Annotated in this window: 18 protein-coding genes; 7 read left to right on the forward strand and 11 right to left on the reverse strand. The window is 33.4% G+C overall.

Features of this window, described 5'->3' with window-relative positions:
• Window positions 1-68: 68 nt before the first annotated feature.
• Together B8963_RS05110 and B8963_RS05115 are read right to left on the reverse strand one after the other, a co-directional pair.
• A complete protein-coding gene (locus B8963_RS05110) occupies window positions 69-935 on the reverse strand; it encodes a DUF58 domain-containing protein (RefSeq protein ID WP_084060325.1) in 867 nt (288 codons plus the stop codon).
• 94 nt (window positions 936-1,029) lie between these two features.
• Entirely contained in the window at window positions 1,030-2,031 is a 1,002-nt protein-coding gene (locus B8963_RS05115; RefSeq protein ID WP_084060326.1) for an AAA family ATPase, read from the reverse strand.
• A gap of 148 nt (window positions 2,032-2,179) precedes the next feature.
• Here B8963_RS05115 and B8963_RS05120 point away from each other — a divergent pair, with 148 nt between their 5' ends.
• From B8963_RS05120 to B8963_RS05130, 3 genes are read left to right on the forward strand one after another with little or no spacing between them, the layout of a single operon-like run.
• Entirely contained in the window at window positions 2,180-3,055 is an 876-nt protein-coding gene (locus tag B8963_RS05120; protein WP_084060327.1) for an aldo/keto reductase, read from the forward strand.
• A gap of 19 nt (window positions 3,056-3,074) precedes the next feature.
• Window positions 3,075-3,830 carry an SDR family NAD(P)-dependent oxidoreductase gene (locus B8963_RS05125; protein WP_394334732.1) on the forward strand — a complete coding sequence of 252 codons (756 nt, stop codon included), beginning with the start codon at window positions 3,075-3,077 and terminating at the stop codon, window positions 3,828-3,830.
• Window positions 3,827-4,963, forward strand: a complete 1,137-nt coding sequence (locus tag B8963_RS05130; protein WP_084060328.1) for an ATP-binding protein — start codon at window positions 3,827-3,829, stop codon at window positions 4,961-4,963. The genes B8963_RS05125 and B8963_RS05130 overlap by 4 nt, the downstream gene beginning before the upstream one ends.
• A gap of 17 nt (window positions 4,964-4,980) precedes the next feature.
• Here B8963_RS05130 and B8963_RS05135 read toward each other — a convergent pair whose 3' ends face one another.
• Together B8963_RS05135 and B8963_RS05140 are read right to left on the reverse strand one after the other, a co-directional pair.
• Window positions 4,981-6,921, reverse strand: coding sequence for an amylosucrase (locus tag B8963_RS05135; RefSeq protein ID WP_084060329.1), 1,941 nt, complete (start codon window positions 6,919-6,921; stop codon window positions 4,981-4,983).
• Between the two features lies 1 nt (window position 6,922).
• Complete coding sequence (locus B8963_RS05140; RefSeq protein WP_084060330.1) at window positions 6,923-7,867, reverse strand: carbohydrate kinase family protein; 945 nt, start codon at window positions 7,865-7,867, stop codon at window positions 6,923-6,925.
• Window positions 7,868-7,992: 125 nt separating this feature from the next.
• Here B8963_RS05140 and B8963_RS05145 point away from each other — a divergent pair, with 125 nt between their 5' ends.
• The 4 genes from B8963_RS05145 (at window position 7,993) to B8963_RS05160 (ending at window position 12,077) form a co-directional block, all read left to right on the forward strand.
• Complete coding sequence (locus B8963_RS05145; RefSeq protein ID WP_084060331.1) at window positions 7,993-9,123, forward strand: SPFH domain-containing protein; 1,131 nt, start codon at window positions 7,993-7,995, stop codon at window positions 9,121-9,123.
• A gap of 82 nt (window positions 9,124-9,205) precedes the next feature.
• Window positions 9,206-10,291, forward strand: coding sequence for a TFIIB-type zinc ribbon-containing protein (locus tag B8963_RS05150; RefSeq protein ID WP_084060332.1), 1,086 nt, complete (start codon window positions 9,206-9,208; stop codon window positions 10,289-10,291).
• Entirely contained in the window at window positions 10,288-11,013 is a 726-nt protein-coding gene (locus tag B8963_RS05155; protein WP_084060333.1) for a metallophosphoesterase family protein, read from the forward strand. Before B8963_RS05150 ends, B8963_RS05155 begins: the two co-directional genes overlap by 4 nt.
• A gap of 68 nt (window positions 11,014-11,081) precedes the next feature.
• Entirely contained in the window at window positions 11,082-12,077 is a 996-nt protein-coding gene (locus B8963_RS05160) for an acyl-ACP desaturase (protein WP_084060334.1), read from the forward strand.
• 64 nt (window positions 12,078-12,141) lie between these two features.
• On the opposite strand, the gene B8963_RS05165 is transcribed toward B8963_RS05160, so the two are convergent.
• The 7 genes from B8963_RS05165 to B8963_RS05195 all read right to left on the reverse strand — a co-directional run bounded on the left by B8963_RS05165 (window position 12,142) and on the right by B8963_RS05195 (window position 17,980).
• Window positions 12,142-12,708, reverse strand: a complete 567-nt coding sequence (locus tag B8963_RS05165) for a hypothetical protein (RefSeq protein WP_084060335.1) — start codon at window positions 12,706-12,708, stop codon at window positions 12,142-12,144.
• Window positions 12,709-12,739: 31 nt separating this feature from the next.
• Window positions 12,740-13,654: an OmpA family protein gene (locus tag B8963_RS05170; protein ID WP_084060336.1), complete on the reverse strand. Its 915-nt coding sequence runs from the start codon at window positions 13,652-13,654 to the stop codon at window positions 12,740-12,742.
• Window positions 13,655-14,011: 357 nt separating this feature from the next.
• Window positions 14,012-15,565: an L-piperidine-6-carboxylate dehydrogenase gene (amaB, locus tag B8963_RS05175; RefSeq protein ID WP_084060337.1), complete on the reverse strand. Its 1,554-nt coding sequence runs from the start codon at window positions 15,563-15,565 to the stop codon at window positions 14,012-14,014.
• Window positions 15,566-15,650: 85 nt separating this feature from the next.
• Window positions 15,651-16,010 (reverse strand): DUF1304 domain-containing protein, encoded by a 360-nt coding sequence (locus B8963_RS05180; RefSeq protein ID WP_084060338.1) that lies wholly within the window; start codon window positions 16,008-16,010, stop codon window positions 15,651-15,653.
• A 3-nt stretch (window positions 16,011-16,013) separates the two neighbouring features.
• Entirely contained in the window at window positions 16,014-16,553 is a 540-nt protein-coding gene (locus tag B8963_RS05185) for a 3-hydroxyanthranilate 3,4-dioxygenase (RefSeq protein WP_084060339.1), read from the reverse strand.
• A 98-nt stretch (window positions 16,554-16,651) separates the two neighbouring features.
• Window positions 16,652-17,128, reverse strand: coding sequence for a CAP domain-containing protein (locus tag B8963_RS05190; RefSeq protein ID WP_159447279.1), 477 nt, complete (start codon window positions 17,126-17,128; stop codon window positions 16,652-16,654).
• Window positions 17,129-17,392: 264 nt separating this feature from the next.
• Window positions 17,393-17,980 carry a CAP domain-containing protein gene (locus B8963_RS05195; RefSeq protein WP_234989611.1) on the reverse strand — a complete coding sequence of 196 codons (588 nt, stop codon included), beginning with the start codon at window positions 17,978-17,980 and terminating at the stop codon, window positions 17,393-17,395.
• Between the last annotated feature and the right edge of the window lie 200 nt (window positions 17,981-18,180).

The following is an 18,180-nucleotide window of genomic DNA, read 5'->3' on the forward strand; positions in this document are numbered from 1 at the left end:
TAGAGCTATCCTTCGTTGTAGCAACGAGTACATATTTTCTAATTTAGATTTTTCACTTTTATTATTCATTATCCTCTGCGCTTAAAATAGCCTAATAATTTTTTAACGTAACTTTCATCAACACGGCAGTTTAGCACGCCACAACCCGATTTTGAAAACGTATTTTGAAAATAGTCTACGCGTTCTCGGTAATATTTACCGTAATTGAGTCTTACTTTTTTAGATTGTGTATTTACCAATTGCAATTTTCCTGTTTCAGCATCTTCCATTTGCACCATACCTATATTTGGGATGGTTTCCTCACGTTCATCATAAATTCTGATTCCGGTTAAATCGTGCTTTTTACCAGTAATTCTTAGGGTTTGCAAATAATCATCAGTAATAAAATCAGATAAAACAAAAACAATTGCTTTCTTCTTCATTACATTGGTTAAATATTTTAGAGCGAACGCTAAGTCTGTTTTTTTACTTTTTGGTGTAAATTCTATGAGTTCTCTAATTATTCTAAGCACATGGCTTTTTCCTTTTTTAGGAGGAATAAATAACTCGATCTGATCAGTAAAAAGTATTAGACCAACTTTATCATTATTCTGCAAAGCAGAAAATGCTAAGGTTGCTGAAATTTCTGTTATAATTTCATTTTTAAATTGATGTGTTGTACCAAACATTTCGGAGCTACTTACATCAACCATTAACATCATGGTAAGTTCTCTTTCTTCTTCAAAAACCTTAATAAACGGTTCGTTATAGCGCGCCGTTACATTCCAATCTATCGCACGAACATCATCACCAAATTGATATTGTCGTACTTCGCTAAATGTCATACCTCTACCTTTAAACGTAGAATGGTATTCACCACCGAATATATGATCGGAAAGACGACGTGTCTTTATCTCGATTTTACGAACTTTTTTGAGTAACTCTTTGGTATCCATCTTTTTTAGTAAACAGGTTTCAGTTGACAGTAATCAGTTTGTAGCTATTTTTTCTAGAATTAATCTAATTACAATTTGCAGCTACAAACTTGATTTAAGGCACTTCAATTTCGTTTACAATCTTATTGATGATTTCTTCTGAAGTTATGTTTTCTGCTTCTGCCTCGTAGGTAATTCCTATTCTATGTCTTAATACATCATGAACAACTGCTCTTACATCTTCCGGTACAACATAACCTCTTCTTTTTATAAAAGCATAACATTTAGCAGCATTTGCCAAGTTTATACTACCTCTCGGTGATGCTCCAAAGCTTATTAATGGTTTTAGGCTTTCTAAATTGTATTTTTCAGGGTAGCGAGTTGCAAAAATTAAATCAAGAATATATTTTTCAATTTTTTCATCCATGTAAACTTCACGAACTGCCTTTTGTGCACTCAAAATTTGATTTGTTGTTACCACAGGCTTTACTTGATCATAGCTTCCCGTTAAATTTTGACGCATAATTAATTGCTCCTCATTCATTTTAGGATAATCAATCACAGTTTTTAGCATAAAACGGTCCACTTGCGCTTCTGGTAATGGGTATGTTCCTTCTTGCTCTACTGGGTTTTGTGTAGCCATAACTAAAAACGGCTTGTCAAGAGTAAAAGTAGTATCACCAATAGTAACTTGCTTTTCTTGCATGGCCTCTAATAAAGCAGATTGTACTTTAGCGGGAGCACGGTTAATTTCATCGGCAAGCACAAAATTTGCGAAAATTGGTCCTTTTTTAATTGAAAAATCATTGTCCTTCATATTAAAAATCATGGTACCAACAACATCGGCAGGTAATAAATCTGGTGTAAACTGGATTCTACTAAAACTCCCTTTTACGGCTTTAGCCAATGTATTTATAGCTAAGGTTTTTGCTAAACCAGGCACACCCTCTAGTAAAATATGACCTTGACCTAGTAAACCAATTAATAATCGTTCAACCATATGCTTTTGACCAACAATAACTTTGTTCATCTCGAGCATTAATAAATCAATAAAAGCACTTTCTTGAGCAATTTTTTCATTAATCGCACTAATATCGACTGAAGTATTTTCTTCCATATTTTATATATAATTAAACAAGCTTATAAATAGAGGTGCAAATTGTAAATTTATTTACTTCTGGGCTGTTAACAATTGGTTAAAAATTAACAATCTCCCTTAATTTTATGAAGCTTTTAAGGTATTAATTTTATAATTTCACATTTCTATGGGAAATTACACAAATTATTCTAAAATCATTGCAGGAACAATGACTTGGGGAAGTTGGGGAAAACAACTTTCAACCACACAAATGGCAGCTTTAATTGAGCAATGCTTAGAGATAGGGATTACAACTTTTGACCATGCCGATATTTATGGCGATTATGGTAATGAAGCCGAATTTGGAAAAGCATTTCAGAAAAGTAAAATTTCAAGATCCGATGTACAATTAATTAGTAAATGTGGGATACAGATGTTATCCGATGCTCGTAAAACAAGCGTTAAACACTACCAATATGATAAGGAGTATATTATACAATCTGTTGAACAGTCATTAAAAAATTTAAAAACAGATTATCTAGATTTTTTGCTTTTACACAGGCCAAGTCCATTAATTCAGCCAGAAGAAGTTGCAGAGGCCATTTTAAGTCTAAAGAATGCCGGAAAAATTAAAAAATTTGGTGTTTCTAACTTTTCAGTATCACAAGTGGCATTGTTAGAAACGGCTATTCCTGTTTCAGGCAATCAAATGGAGTTTTCTTTAACTGCCAATTCGCCAATGAATAATGGTATTTTAGATGATTGTATGATGCACAAGAGAATGACCATGTCTTGGAGCCCTCTAGGTAGTTACTTTAGAGAAAAAACAGATACTACCAAACGAATTGGTAAAGTGCTACAAAAGTTGACAAAAAAGTACAACGTAAATGAAAGTCAGTTGTTATTGGCTTGGATTTTAAAACACCCTTCGGCAGTATTCCCAGTTGTAGGTACTACTGAACCAAAACGCTTGTTGGAATCAATGCAGGCCATTAATATTAAAATGGAATTACAAGATTGGTTTATGCTTTTAGAAGCAAGTGAAGGACAAGAGGTTGCATAGAAAAAAAGTTATGACAAAAATTAATAAAACAGCATTAATTACTGGTGCTACAAGTGGTATTGGCAAGTCAACCGCAATTTTGTTCGCAGCAAATGGTATTCGACTAATTTTATGTGGGAGAAGAAAAGACAGGCTTGACATTTTAAAGCAAGAGTTAAGCAAAGAAACCGAAGTTTGCACACTTAATTTTGATGTGCGCAATAAATCGGAGGTTTTTGATGCTATTAACTCCTTGCCTGAGTCTTTTGCAGATATTAATATCTTAGTTAATAATGCGGGTAACGCGCACGGATTGGACCCTATAAATGAAGGATCTACAGAAGATTGGGACGCCATGCTTGATATTAATGTAAAAGGACTTTTATATGTGTCTAAAGCGATTATTCCAAAAATGATTGCGAATAAATCAGGACATATTATAAATATAGGCTCTACCGCAGGTAAAGAAGTATATCCAAAAGGAAATGTGTATTGCGCAAGTAAACATGCTGTAGATGCAATAAATCAAGGTATGCGAATAGATTTAAATCCTTACGGTATTCGCGTAGGTGCGGTAAATCCTGGATTAGTAGAAACCGAGTTTAGTAATGTACGTTTTAAAGGCGATCATGAAAAGGCAGAAAATGTATATAAGGGTTTTACTCCACTGAAACCAGAGGATATTGCTGAGATTATCTTTTTTGTAGTTACAAGACCTTATCATGTAAATATTGCCGATTTAATAGTAATGCCAACTGCGCAAGCTTCATCAACGATAGTGAATAAAAAACTATGATTAACAAACGCCTACTTGTAAAAAATCTTCTTGCCCATAATGATGAGAATAGTTTTTATGATAAAAAGCGTTTTATTGATATTGGTCAAAGAGAAGGTAAAGGCAAATTCTTGAAGCATGTTTGTGCTTTGGCTAATAGTAATCCCTCAAATAATTCATTCATGGTTATTGGGGTTGAAGATGAAGATAATAAAATAGTTGGAGTAGACTTTTTTGATGACAGTAAAATACAAAACCTTGTAAATGCATATTTAGATAATCCACCATTAATAGCGTACGAGAATATTCCTTTTCCACATTTACCAGAAGGCAAAGTGGTGGGTTTAGTAACCATAAAATCCACCGGAAAAGTATGTTCACTTCGTAAAAATATATGGAAATATTATGGTGGCTCTGTGTTTTTTAGGGAGGGAAGTATTAGCCTTCCAAAGGCTTATGGGGTTGAATTAAAAGACATAAATTCTGAAACTGTTGCTACTATTGAGTTACATGCGCGGAACAATATAGAATTAACACTTGATGGTGTTATCGATTTTATAAATCACAGGCATAAAAATTTAACGAGTAATTACAAAGTTTTTAAAGAGCAATTTGTAGTTTGTTGGGCCGGAAACACAAAAAAAGTTAAAAAAGAAACGTATTATTCCAGAGTAGATATTGAGTTAATTAACGAGCAAGTAAAACTTTTCTATTCTGCCTTAGATGAAATAACAATTATTTTTGATGAACATTCTTTTACTACTGTAGAATTTGTGCAACTAGGTTTGGGAGATCAACAAAAGTATTATCCCTTAGAAAAAGTGGTGATTACATTTGAAAATAATGGCACCTATCATATTCAGAGTCAATTGCTATTTGATCCTCCGCAGTACGACAAAAAAGTGTTGCATCATATTTTTAATGCCAATGCCATAATTTTACAAAAACTAGGCAAAAAATTAAAACTTAGTCCAAATGAAGAATTAGATTTGGAGCATTTACCAGCAACCTATTTAATTTGTTATTTAAACGGATTTGAAGAAGCCAAGGAGCACCTTGAAAATTCGAGACAACTTATAAAAGAATACAATTCTAAAGTGTATTTATCGTTAAAAGAATCATTACGAATTTTGCGTAAGGTTAGGTATAGTTAGAGCGCTGAAATAACTCATTAATTATTTTTCAGAATCCAATAAACACCATAAGAGCAAATTTTTAAAGTTGCTTCTGCTAAAGTTATAGGTTGATTGGTTATCAAATCAATACACGTTGAGTTAAGATCAAAATCTATTTCATGAAACCAATTTTCAGAAATAAAATGATCTTCTTTGTCAAAATTACAGAGTACTAGAATTTTTTGATTTTCTGAATAACGTTCAAAAATTAATAGGTGTGGATTGCTATGTTGGTTTAGTTTAATGTTGTTGAAATCTGCGAAGACGCTGGTGCTTTTGCGTATGGCAATAAGTTGTTTAATAGCGTTAAATACTTGTGATTGTGGAGTTGCTTTTTTATCAAGAGTATGAATTACCTCCCAATTCTGATTTGGACGATTAAGCCATCTACTATCATCTTTTTTGCTGTCATCATTTTCGTAAGAATAATCATTTAAAGTGGCAATTTCATCTCCGGCATAGATCAATGGAATACCTCCGTACGATAAAATAATGGCATGCATCATTTTTATTTTTTTAATGGCATTGTCTATTAATAAAGCGTCATTTTTTTCTAATGCATCTTCTAACCCAAGTAAAGAAGCGGCACTACCTGTAATACGTCCATCACCATTTTTAGGATTATACATAAATAATGCTCCTTTTGCTGGTGACCATTCCAATTTCTGACAGTAATAATCTAATAAGAACCAACGATGTAATTTAGCATCAAGCCCTAGTTGGTAAATGTCTTTATCGTCAAAACCTAAACCAATATCATCATGACACCGGATGTAATTTATCCAAGTAGCATCTTTAGGTTTTTGTGGAACATTTTTTAGTGTTTTTATTAGCAACTCTGTTTTGCTTGTAGCAACAGAATCCCATAAAAGCGCCATTAAAGTGGCATTATACGCAACTTCACACTCATTACCTTCTAGGTTGTTTTCACCAAAATATTTCAGTATTTCAGTTGGCGCAACAATGGCTTCAGCTAAAATAATTACACCAGGAGCTACCACTTGTAAGCACATTCTAAATAGACTAATTAAAGCATGGGCTTCAGGTAAATTTTGAGAATTTGTGCCAATTTTTTTCCACAGAAATGCCAATGCATCAAACCGCACTACATCTACCCCCTGATTAGCTAGCGCTACCAAGTTTTTAAGCATTTCAATAAACACTTCCGGATTGGTATAATTTAGATCCCACTGGTACGAATTAAAAACGGTCATTACCCATTTTTGCATTTCTTGATTATAGGTAAAATTACCAGGTGCAGTTTCCGGAAAAACCTCAGGAAGGCTATCTTCAAAAGCATCTGGTATTTCTCTATTCGAAAAAGTATAATAGTAATTTTGATATTTGGTTTCGCCTTTAGCAGCTTTTTTTGCCCACGAAAATTCATCAGAAGTATGGTTAACCACAAAATCTAACATTAGCGTCATTTTCTTTGCGCGTAACTTTTCTGTTAGCTTAAGAAGATCTTGTTTGGTACCGTACTTTTTATCTACTTCGGTATAACTATTTACAGCGTAACCACCATCATTTTCCGCTTTAGGCCTTGTGGTTATGGGCATTAAGTGTAGAAAATTGATGCCTAAATTCTCAAAATAATCTAGTTTATCAGCCAAACCATTTAGGTCTTTATTAAAATGATCCACATATAATTGCATACCCACAAGTTTTTCTGACGTATACCAATTACCTTCTAGTAGTTTGTCTAAATCTTGTTTTTTTAAATCTTCTGGTCTAGATTTAAAAAGTTCGCGCAACTGGCTAATAAGTTTTTCAAAATCATTATAATGCTTGGACTCTGGATATAATGAAAAATATAAGCTTTGTATAAGGCTAATATTTGTTGCTAAACGGAGGTCAAAATAAGTTTCATAATCAACATGTTTTTTGTTAGATTTTTTTGTTGAGATTATAAACTTATGTAATGAGCTCTGGTTCATTTTAAGCCTGTAATTGCTTTAGTGTAGGCAAAGATTCGATTGCACCATAATTGGTTGTAGTAATGGCACCTGCTTTATTGGCAAGTTTTACCATGTCTGCTAGAGCTTCATAATTTTCATAAATACTATTAATATCATCTAATTTTGATATTTGGTATAACAAACAACCTATAAATGCATCACCTGCACCAGTAGTATCCACAGGTTTTATATTAATACTTGGTATAATTTGTTTACCATTTTTGGTACTTAACAAGGTACCATCTCCTCCAAGAGTAATGGTAATTATACGCGTGCCTATTTCGTGTAAATAATCGCAAGCCTCATTTAAGTCTTTTTTACCAGATAATAACTGCGCTTCTTCAGCACTAAATTTACATAGATGTGCTTTTTCAATAAACGGAGTGCATTTTTTTATAAACGCATCATCATTACCTTTCCATAAATCGCCACGATAATTTGGATCAAAACTTATAAAAGTATTATGGGTTAGTGCGTCGAAAAAATAACGAGAATACGTATTTTCAAGTGTCCCACCTAAAAATGAAGTCGCTGCTCCTAAATGAAGCATATTGTTTTCTATTAAATTTTTTACCGATATATCATAAGTCAATTCTTGATCTGCACCACGACTAAAAACAAAATCACGTTCTCCATCTTCCGCTAAAGAAACAAATGCTAGTGTTGTAAACATGTCAGAGCGCTGTAATAATGAAATGTCTACATTAATGTCTTCTAAAATTCTTGATAAGAAATTGCCAAATGGGTCATTTCCAACACATCCAATAAAGGATCCTTTTCCGCCTAATTTAGAAATGGCACATGCTACATTCGCAGGCGCACCTCCAGCTTTTTTGGTGAATAATGACGCTTTTGATAAATCATTGCCTTGTTTCTCGGCCACAAAATCTATCAAAAGTTCTCCAACACAATATACTTTTTTCATTAATTAAAACTTTAGAATCTCGCTAAAGTAGAAATAATGTTTATTCTTTACTAAAATAAATAATATCTATTGGAGTATTTTAAGGAAATAGGTATCTTGATAAAAATTAAAAAACACAAACCAAAATGGGACTATTTGACGAGATAAAGAAGAAATTAAGCCATGAATTTATAGATATAATTGAGTGGTTGGACAATACCAATGATACTATTGTTCATAGGTTTGAAAGGTATCAAAATGAAATAAAAAATGAAGCTAAGTTAATAGTAAGAGAAGGTCAAACAGCAGTATTTATTAACGAAGGGCAGATTGCTGATGTTTTTAAACCAGGAACTTATACGCTTAACACCCAAAATTTACCAATTCTCGCGACTTTAAAAGGATGGAAATATGGTTTTAATAGTCCGTTTAAAGCCGAGGTATATTTTGTAAATACAAGATTATTTACTGATGAAAAATGGGGCACTAAAAATGCGATTATTTTAAATGACGAACGATTTGGTTTGACAGAAATAAGAGCTTTTGGAACCTATAGTTATAGAATTGAAGATGCAGGCAAATTTGTGGTTAATGTGGTAGGCACCGATGGTAATTTTACAAATTATGAAATTAGTGAACACCTTAAGAGTTTGATTGCAACACGTTTTACAGATACAGTCGGCGAGGCTAAATTACCTATAGAGCTGTATGCAGCCAATGCAACTGAATTATCAGAAACCTGCCAAGAGGTAATGCAACCAGAATTTGGTCGTGTGGGAATACAGTTAGAGAAATTCTATATTGAAAACGTTTCGATGCCTGAAGAACTTAAAAAAGAAATATTTGAGTATAGTAGGCTGGACAAATTAGATATGGGGAAACTCACTCAGTTTAAAACAGCAAAAGCAATTGAAGAAGCTGCTAAAAATGAAGGTGGTACTGCGGGTGCAGGTATGGGAATGGGAATGGGTTTTGTTTTAGCTCAGCAAATGGGCGGAATGATGAACCCTCAAATGTCGCAGCAAACGAATCCGAATTTACAACAGGCAGCAGTTCCTCCACCAATGCCAACACAAATTATGTATCATTATGCAGTTAATAATACTCAAATGGGACCTGTTCCTTTTGAAAAGCTAAAAGAACTATTTGCGAACAGAACAGTAAACAAAGATTCTCTTATCTGGAAACAAGGAATGGGCAATTGGGCACCACTACAAGACATAGAAGAATTAAAAGCATTTTTAGGCGGAAACACGCCACCACCATTACCTAATTAATAATATGCTTTACGATCCTAACCTGCAAGGCATACACTTGTAGGGCCTATTTATTCAATTGTTTTGAAAGCGTCCAAAAAAAATGGAAGAAGTTGTTTTATCTGAACATAAAAAATCATGTGCCAATTGTGGCGCAGAGCTCAAGTTTAAGCCTGGTTCTAATCAATTAAAGTGTGAGTATTGTGGTTACGAAGAGTTTATAGAACAAGCTAAAAGTAGCTTTGAAGAATTAGAATTACAACACTATCTTAAAGTTGTTGGGGACAATGCGTATACAGAAACAATAGATTTATTGCACTGTAAAAACTGTGGGGCTAACCAACATGTGGAAGAAAACTATAAATCGTTATCCTGTATTTATTGTAGCGAGCCATTAATTAGAGAAGATGTTGAAAAAGAAGGTTGGATACTTCCTGGAGCTGTAGTGCCTTTTCAAATTGATGCTAAAAAGGCTAGAGAGATTTTTAAAAATTGGGTTAATAGCTTATGGTTTGCTCCTAATAACCTAAAAAAAGCAGCATTAGACCCTAATGCAATGCATGGTGTTTATATACCGCATTGGACCTTTGATGCAAACTTATACGCTAATTATCAAGGACAAAGAGGAGATTATTATTATGTAACGGAAACCTATAGAACTAAAAATGGCAAACAAACAAGGCAAGTTAGAAAAACAAGATGGTCTAATGCATCGGGCTCTGTTAGTGGGTTTATAGATGATATATTGATAAATGCATCACTTAAAAAACAAAAAGATTTGCCAGGTAAGGTTTCCTATTGGAATTTAAAGGAGCTTGTACCCTTTAATTCTAAATATTTATCAGGTTTTGTAACCGAAAAGTATACTATTTCATTAAAAGACGGGCATCATCAATCGTTTCAAGAAGCAAAAAATATTGCCTATAATTGGATTAGGCGAGATATTGGAGGAGATACTCAAAGAATAGATAACGCTAATATTAAACTTTCCGACGAAACATTTAAGCATATTTTAGTGCCCGTTTATATTAGCTCATATAGGTATGGAGCAAAAGATTTTCACTTTTATGTAAATGGACAAACAGGCACTATCAGTGGTTTAAGACCTTATTCTTTCTGGAAAATATTCTTTTTAGTAGTTTTTATAGTGATAATAATTTCAGTTATTGCGATTTTTGCTAAATCATGAGAAAATTAGTTATCGGAGATATTCATTCTGGATTAAAAGCATTGGAGCAAGTTTTAGAAAAAGCTAAAATTACTCCGGATGACCATTTAGTTTTTTTAGGAGATTATGTAGATGGTTGGAGCCAAGCAGTAGAAACTATAAATTTTCTTATTGCGTTAAAGGCAACGCACAATTGTACATTTTTACGCGGTAATCATGATGAATTGTGCAAGTCTTGGTTAATAGATGGGAAAGACAATTCTGTCTGGTTTCAGCATGGTGGTGAGGCAACTATAAATTCTTATAACAAAGTTGATGAGTTTACTAAGAAAATTCATATCGATTTTTACAATCAATTAGAGAATTATCATCTAGATTCAGAGAATCGTTTGTTTCTTCACGCAGGATTTACTAACTTAAAAGGAATTGATCACGAATATTTTTCTAAAATATTCTATTGGGATAGAACACTTTGGGAACTGGCCTTATCACTTAATCCAAAACTATCTAAGGATGATGAGCTTTATCCAAAGCGTTTAACATTGTACTCAGAGATTTATATTGGACACACACCAGTAACAAGAATTGGTAAAACAACTCCTCAAAGCGCGGCGAATGTTTGGAATATTGATACAGGTGCTGCTTTTAAAGGCCCACTTTCTGTAGTAGATGTAATTACGAAGCAAGTGTGGCAAAGCGATCCGGTTTATACCTTATACCCTGATGAGAATGGGAGAAATTAAGGTTTTAAAATTATAGCGTAATTAAGAATTTTTAAAGGGATTATAACGAACTTTGTAAAAAACAGAATATGTCAGCAAAAAATATTAGAATAGAAGTAATGCAGGCGATTGAAAGTAAGGTTAATGGTTTTATAGACCAATATCTTATCCCAATTCAAGACATTTGGCAACCAACGGATTTTTTGCCGGACTCTCAAAGCGATGGATTTTTAGATGCCGTAAAGCAAATACAAGAAGAATCTAAAGAATTAGGTTACGACTTTTGGGTTACTATGGTAGCAGATACCATTACAGAAGAAGCATTACCAACCTATGAATCTTGGTTAATGGATGTTGAAGGTGTTGACCAGCATGGAGAAAATAAAAATGGATGGTCAAAATGGGTTCGTCATTGGACTGCCGAAGAGAATCGTCATGGTGATGTGCTTAATAAGTATTTATATTTATCTGGAAGAGTTAATATGCGCGAAGTAGAGATAACTACTCAGCATTTAATTGCAGACGGTTTTGATATTGGTACCGATAGAGATCCTTATAAGAACTTTGTCTATACTTCTTTTCAAGAATTAGCAACAAATATATCTCACAAGCGCGTTGGTCAAATGGCAAAAAAGGGTGGCAATACGTTATTGGGTAAAATGTGCACTATAATAGCTGGAGATGAAATGCGTCACCATTTAGCTTATAGAGAGTTTGTAAAGTCTATTTTTGAGCATGATCCAAACCAAATGATGTTAGCTTTTGCGGATATGATGAAAAAGAAAATTGTTATGCCAGCCCATTTTTTAAGAGAATCTGGTGGATCAATTGGTACGGCATTCGAGAATTTTTCTAATTGCGCGCAAAGATTAGGTGTTTATACGGCTATGGATTATATAGATATTCTTAAAAAACTAAATACTTATTGGGAGCTTGATAGTATTCGTGCTTTAAATGATGATGCTGAAAGAGCAAGGGACTATTTAATGAAATTACCAGAACGTTTAGAGCGTATTGCAACAAGAATGAAATTCCCAGAAGATGATTATCAGTTTAAATGGGTTGAAGCAAACGGTAGGTTGTAAAACTTATAATATAAAAAGAAAGGCAGCATACATATACTGCCTTTCTTTTTTATTGGTAACGAGATTATAGTTTCCCGTGTTTATGCTCGTCTTGCCATTTGGCTAAATCTGCCCATTTGCCTTCGTAACACATTTTAGCTTGCATAGGCCATGAAGCAGGATCATGAATTTTATAGCGGTTACCACCACCATCTAATATTTTCTGGCATTCTGCAACCGATGCGTTAGAAAGTGCTTGCCATGTTTTTATACCAGCGGCTTTAAACATGGATTCTATTTTAGGACCAATGCCTTCAACAAGCTTTAAATCGTCTTGTTTAATAGTTTTTCCAAAAGCAGCTTTTGCAGCTACAGCATTAAAGGCAATTCCAGTTGCAGCAACAGGTGCTAAAGGTGCCGCAAAAGATGCGGCCGGAGCTGCTGGGGCAGCTGGTGCTATAACTAATTTTTTCTTACAAGCATCTAGATCGGCCTGTAAGCGTGCATTTTTATCTTGACATAACTTTAAGTCTGCCGAGTTATCGATAGTTGTATTTCCGGATTTACCGATTAGATAACCAAGAATTCCGGAGATTATACCTACTAAAGCTGGGATAATCCAACACCAAATATTTAAATTTTCGAAGTTCATTTTACTATGTATTTAATTGATTAGTTATTATTTAATTTAATGTTACAACAGTTCTTCTATTTTGACTACGGCCTTCATCAGTAATATTACTAGCAATGGGGCTGTCGGGTCCTTGAGATGAAGTTTTAATTTTTACGTCGGCAATACCATTACTTATTAGGTATTGTTTTGCAAAATCTGCACGATCTTGACCTAATTTAATATTAGTAGTTCTACTTCCTTGACTATCGGTGTGCCCAATAGCACTACAAGTAGCTCCATCAACTTTATCTAAATATCTAGAGATATCAGCAATTTTTTGTCTTTGCTCAGGACTAAGGTTTATTTCCGCTTCTCCTGTTTCAAAATATAGTACTAATGGGTCAGCCTTAATTTTATCATACAATGCTTTTAGTTCGTCTTGTAAATCTGCTTTTTCGCCAGATAAGGAATAACCGATTGGACCTTGAAAAACATTATCAGTGGTTCTTATCATATCACCCTTTAATTCTCCCATTATATTTAAAGAATGAGAAGGTATGCCTTTGTTAACCAAGTAATTTTTAACGGCATTGGCACGGGCTAAACCTAAATTTGGGAAAGCAGATTTGTTTGCTTCATCATCTGTAAAATAACCGGTAATGTTAAATACCTTTCCTGTATTTTCAAGTAAAAACGATTTTAATCCATCTATACCATTTTCAACATTTTGAGACAATGGTAATAGAATATTTGAAGATGACATATTAAAGTTAAAATTGTCATTTACATTGTAAGCGTAGTCGCCGTCATTAAAAGAAAATGGGTAAGACGTTGCCTTGGGAGGAGTTTCAGTTTCTACAATAGGTTTGTCGATCAATTCTTCTTCCATATTGGTCCCGCATGAACTACAGCAGGTCATATAAAAGTAAGTTCCTAATAGAATTGTGATCAAAATTCCTATTAGGTAAGTTGTCTTTTTTGTCATTGTTAATGGTTATTTAGTGTTAACAACCACAAAGTATTAAAAAAAACGTTAAAATGTTAAGAAATTCAGTATTAAATCTTCATTATCAAATAGATATCTTTTGTTTTTGTGAAGATTATAGAGGAGAAAAAGTAAAATTGTTCTAGTTATACAGAATTTAGAACCATTTATACTAAACTGTTTTTACAGGATATTTTTTTTATTCAATTTTGAAATAGGAAAAATTAATAATCCCATTTTTCTCCCGACAAAGTTCCGGCATTGAAAAATGGGATTATAGAATATAACAAAAGTTTTGATTAGTTAGTTATAACCCACACTAAGATACTAATGTATTATAGTGTGGGTTTTTTGAACTTATAAATCAAATTTTATCCCTTGTGCAAGAGGTAATTCTGTAGTGTAATTAATTGTATTTGTTTGTCTACGCATGTATATTTTCCAAGCATCAGAACCAGATTCTCTTCCTCCGCCAGTTTCTTTTTCTCCACCAAAAGCACCACCGATTTCTGCTCCTGATGTACCTATATTTACGTTAGCAATACCACAATCGCTACCATTGGCAGAAAGAAATAACTCCGCTTCTCTTAAATTATTAGTCATAATCGCAGAGGATAAGCCTTGTGCAACGCCATTTTGAATTGCAATGGCATCTGTAACATCCCCTTTATATTTTAATAGGTAAAGTATTGGAGCAAAAGTTTCATGTTGTACAATTTCAAAAGAATTTTCTGCTTCTGCAATTGCAGGTTTTACGTAGCAACCACTTTCGTAGCCTTTTCCTTCAAGTACGCCACCTTCAATAATAATTTTTCCTCCTTCGGCAACCACTTTCTCTAATGCCTTTTGATACATAGCAACTGCGCCAGTATCAATTAATGGGCCTACATGATTTTTTTCGTCTAACGGGTTTCCAATTCTTAATTGCTTGTAAGCATCTACAATAGCAGTTTTAACTTTATCATAAATACTTTCATGTATAATTAATCTACGGGTAGATGTACATCGCTGTCCTGCAGTACCAACTGCGCCAAATACAGCCCCAATTACCGTCATTTTAATATCCGCATCTGGAGTAACAATTATGGCATTATTTCCACCTAACTCTAGTAGCGATTTTCCAAGTCTACCTGCTACTGTTTGTGCAACAATTTTACCCATTCTAGTAGATCCTGTGGCTGAAATTAAAGGAATGCGAACATCGTTAGTCATTAATTCACCAACTTTATAATCTCCATTAATTAAACAAGAAATACCTTCAGGTAAATTATTTGCTTTTAATACCTCTGCAGCTATATTTTGACATGCTATACCACATAAAGGTGTTTTTTCTGATGGTTTCCAAATACACACATCACCACAAATCCATGCTAAGGCAGTATTCCAAGCCCATACGGCAACAGGAAAGTTGAAAGCAGATATAATGCCAACAACACCTAAAGGATGGTATTGTTCGTACATTCTATGACCTGGGCGTTCAGAATGCATGGTTAACCCATGTAATTGTCTTGACAAACCAACTGCAAAATCGCAGATATCAATCATTTCTTGAACTTCACCTAGGCCTTCTTGGTAAGATTTCCCCATTTCATAAGAAACTAGTTTCCCTAATGGTTCTTTATATTCTCTTAATTTATCTCCAAACTGACGTACAATTTCGCCTCGTTGTGGAGCCGGTTTTGTTCTCCATGTTGCATAAGCACTAGTAGCAGCAATAAGTACTTTTTCATAATCCGCATTTGTAGTAGTATTAACCTTGGCAATTAATGCCCCGTCTACTGGAGAGTACGAAGATATTTCTTCACCAGAACCAAAATTAGTTGAACCGGTAGAGGTTCCGTTATTGGTTTTTTTAATTCCTAATACTTTTAAAGCAGTATCAACACCAAAATCTAAGGCTATTTCTGACATTTTATAACTTTTTTATAATGTTTTGTTACATTTATTTCAAAGTTACAAATATTAATGATACTAAAAAGCAACCACATTCATAAGTTTATACAAGCAGTAAAACAATTGTGATTATGGCGGGAATTCCTTGAATAAAAAATATTTTTTTAGAAACACTAATTGCACCATAAATCCCTGCAATAGCAACACAGCTGAGAAAAAATAATGCGATATTTACATACCATTCTGGATTATGAATAAAGAATGTCCATACCAATCCAGCGGCCAAGAAACCATTGTATAATCCTTGATTAGCGGCCATAGGTTTTGTGGGTTCGAATAATTCTTTTGGAAAATTTCTAAATATCTTCTTGCCTTTTGTTGTCCATGCAAACATCTCGAACCACATGAAATAAAAGTGTAAAAATGCGATGATGCCAATTAGTATTTTTATAAGTACCTCCATTGTTTATTCTTTTGCTATAAAACGTTCATCAACTGGCATTACTGTGCCACAATTTTTACATGTTCTAAGCTCTTTAGAGCTGTAGAAATGTTTAAAATGTGATAAGAAATCTTTCTCTATATCATTTAGCGTAAAATAGGCTTCGTATAATTTGTGATTACAATTGTCGCAAAACCAAAGCAAACCATCATCAACATTCATGTGATTTCTTTTTCTTTCAATAACTAAGCCAATGGAGTTGTTATGGCGAACAGGTGAATGTGGAATTTTTGCAGGATGTAAATACATATCGCCTGGCCCAAGTTTCATGGTTTTCTTTTTACCATCTTCTTGTATATGAACTTCTATTATGCCTTCTAATTGATAAAAAAGCTCTTCGGTTTCATTGTAATGATAATCTTTTCTAGCATTTGGACCAGCAACAATCATAACAATATAATCACCAGCATCTTTATACAGATTTCTATTACCAACTGGTGGTTTTAAGGTATCTCTGTTTTCTGAAATCCATTTATTAAGGTTAAAAGGAGGAGCTATTGCCATATTCAAGATTTTTACGAAAGTTATAAAAATCTCATGACATATAATGTATAATACAAAAAGCCTTACAATTCAACTAGCAGTCTATTTCAATTAAATTTTTAATTGAAAAATATTTGGGTAAAATAATAGTTGCCTTCTACATCTTGTTTAATACTTAAGGCAGAATGCGTATAATTTCCCTCAATATTTTTTTTGTGTTTAGGGCTTTTTAACCAAGCTTCGAGAGTTGCTTCATTAGTTACGTATTCTTTTGCAACATTTTCAGATACATTCTTAGCTTTAGTCTTTTTCTCTATTTTCGATGCTCGGAGGTTAAAATTATCGTGACTTAATTTTCCTTGACTAACCATATAAGCAGAATGTTCACTTGCAGCTATGTACGTTTCAGAATTAAAAACTAAGCTGTTTTTCCCGATTGCTATTCTATGATCATTTATTAATTTAAATAATTCCATTTCATTTGAAGATGCATTTTCTAGTCCTGTTTCTTCTAGTATTGTCACTTCAAAAACGTCTTTTGTGCAAGAATTTAGAACTAATAAAAGTGTAACAAAAATTGTGTATGCCAATCTCATTTTGTAATATTCGGGGGTTAATAATACCGCAAACATAAGATGAGCAACTTTTTTTTTGGGGGTAAAATCAGGATCAATTGAGAAATAATCGTTAACAAGTAAACTATGCTCGAGTAAATACTTAACTGTAAATTAGGTCATGCATTTTACCCCAAAAAAAAGTATTTAATTTAATAATTGACTCTTTATCTAGGAAATTAATTTATAGAACGATAAAATTTAAAAGCTGGTTCGGTAAATAACTAAAAAGTATCGGTGAAATAATTATTGAATCCCTAATTTGTAGAACAATTGAGTATAGTAGTAATTACCATTTGCATCTAATTTAACGCTAACTGCGGTGTGTGTAAAATCACCTTCGATAGATTTTCTGTGATCAGAACTATTCATCCAATTTTCAAAAGTTTCTTGAGCACTAGCATAATTTCTGGCTACATTTTCTGAAACTTGGCTTGCATTTACTTCAGACGAAATGTCGGATGCTCTTGCACTAAAATTATCATGGCTTATACTACCCTTGGCAATCATGTAGTCTGTGTGGGCATTAGCATACTTGTAGGCAACAGCGCTATATGCTAGTGAATTATAACCATTCGCGGTTCTATACGAATTAACGGTTTCTAGAATTTCATTTTCAACAATAATTGCATTCTCCGATTCTACTAATATTGTATTTTCTATTGTCTCTTTACTGCAAGAGCTAACAATTAATACAAATAAGAACATGAGTGCATAAGGCATCTTCATTTTCATATACTGTTCTATTTGTAAGTAGTAAGTTGTAGAAAAGGGGATTTCTAGTGTTCTATTGGCTCTCGTAAACCAATACTGTAAGGATATTAAAAATATCATAACAAAACTATTAATGGTAGCAAATTTTCGATGAAATGCATCTTTTTTTAAGAAATGCCTTTTTTCGGGTTGCAATAAATCTAGAGCAAGATTGTCTTTTTTAGAACAAATTTTCTAGCATTTAACAGGTAAAAAAAAATCACGGTATTCCGTTAGTTATCATTCTAATAAACCTAGTATATTTACTAGACAAAATCCTG

Origin of the sequence: Cellulophaga tyrosinoxydans (assembly GCF_900176415.1) — a bacterium.
In the GTDB taxonomy this organism is placed as follows: domain Bacteria; phylum Bacteroidota; class Bacteroidia; order Flavobacteriales; family Flavobacteriaceae; genus Cellulophaga; species Cellulophaga tyrosinoxydans.

Excerpts from the sequence above, each read along its gene's own strand:
- B8963_RS05110 (WP_084060325.1), bottom strand. The coding sequence starts at position 935 with ATGGATACCAAAGAGTTACTCAAAAAAGTTCGTAAAATCGAGATAAAG.
- B8963_RS05115 (WP_084060326.1), bottom strand. The coding sequence starts at position 2,031 with ATGGAAGAAAATACTTCAGTCGATATTAGTGCGATTAATGAAAAAATT.
- B8963_RS05120 (WP_084060327.1), top strand. The coding sequence starts at position 2,180 with ATGGGAAATTACACAAATTATTCTAAAATCATTGCAGGAACAATGACT.
- B8963_RS05130 (WP_084060328.1), top strand. The coding sequence starts at position 3,827 with ATGATTAACAAACGCCTACTTGTAAAAAATCTTCTTGCCCATAATGAT.
- B8963_RS05135 (WP_084060329.1), bottom strand. The coding sequence starts at position 6,921 with ATGAACCAGAGCTCATTACATAAGTTTATAATCTCAACAAAAAAATCT.
- B8963_RS05140 (WP_084060330.1), bottom strand. The coding sequence starts at position 7,867 with ATGAAAAAAGTATATTGTGTTGGAGAACTTTTGATAGATTTTGTGGCC.
- B8963_RS05145 (WP_084060331.1), top strand. The coding sequence starts at position 7,993 with ATGGGACTATTTGACGAGATAAAGAAGAAATTAAGCCATGAATTTATA.
- B8963_RS05150 (WP_084060332.1), top strand. The coding sequence starts at position 9,206 with ATGGAAGAAGTTGTTTTATCTGAACATAAAAAATCATGTGCCAATTGT.
- B8963_RS05155 (WP_084060333.1), top strand. The coding sequence starts at position 10,288 with ATGAGAAAATTAGTTATCGGAGATATTCATTCTGGATTAAAAGCATTG.
- B8963_RS05160 (WP_084060334.1), top strand. The coding sequence starts at position 11,082 with ATGTCAGCAAAAAATATTAGAATAGAAGTAATGCAGGCGATTGAAAGT.
- B8963_RS05165 (WP_084060335.1), bottom strand. The coding sequence starts at position 12,708 with ATGAACTTCGAAAATTTAAATATTTGGTGTTGGATTATCCCAGCTTTA.
- B8963_RS05170 (WP_084060336.1), bottom strand. The coding sequence starts at position 13,654 with ATGACAAAAAAGACAACTTACCTAATAGGAATTTTGATCACAATTCTA.
- amaB (WP_084060337.1), bottom strand. The coding sequence starts at position 15,565 with ATGTCAGAAATAGCCTTAGATTTTGGTGTTGATACTGCTTTAAAAGTA.
- B8963_RS05180 (WP_084060338.1), bottom strand. The coding sequence starts at position 16,010 with ATGGAGGTACTTATAAAAATACTAATTGGCATCATCGCATTTTTACAC.
- B8963_RS05185 (WP_084060339.1), bottom strand. The coding sequence starts at position 16,553 with ATGGCAATAGCTCCTCCTTTTAACCTTAATAAATGGATTTCAGAAAAC.
- B8963_RS05190 (WP_159447279.1), bottom strand. The coding sequence starts at position 17,128 with ATGAGATTGGCATACACAATTTTTGTTACACTTTTATTAGTTCTAAAT.
- B8963_RS05195 (WP_234989611.1), bottom strand. The coding sequence starts at position 17,980 with ATGATATTTTTAATATCCTTACAGTATTGGTTTACGAGAGCCAATAGA.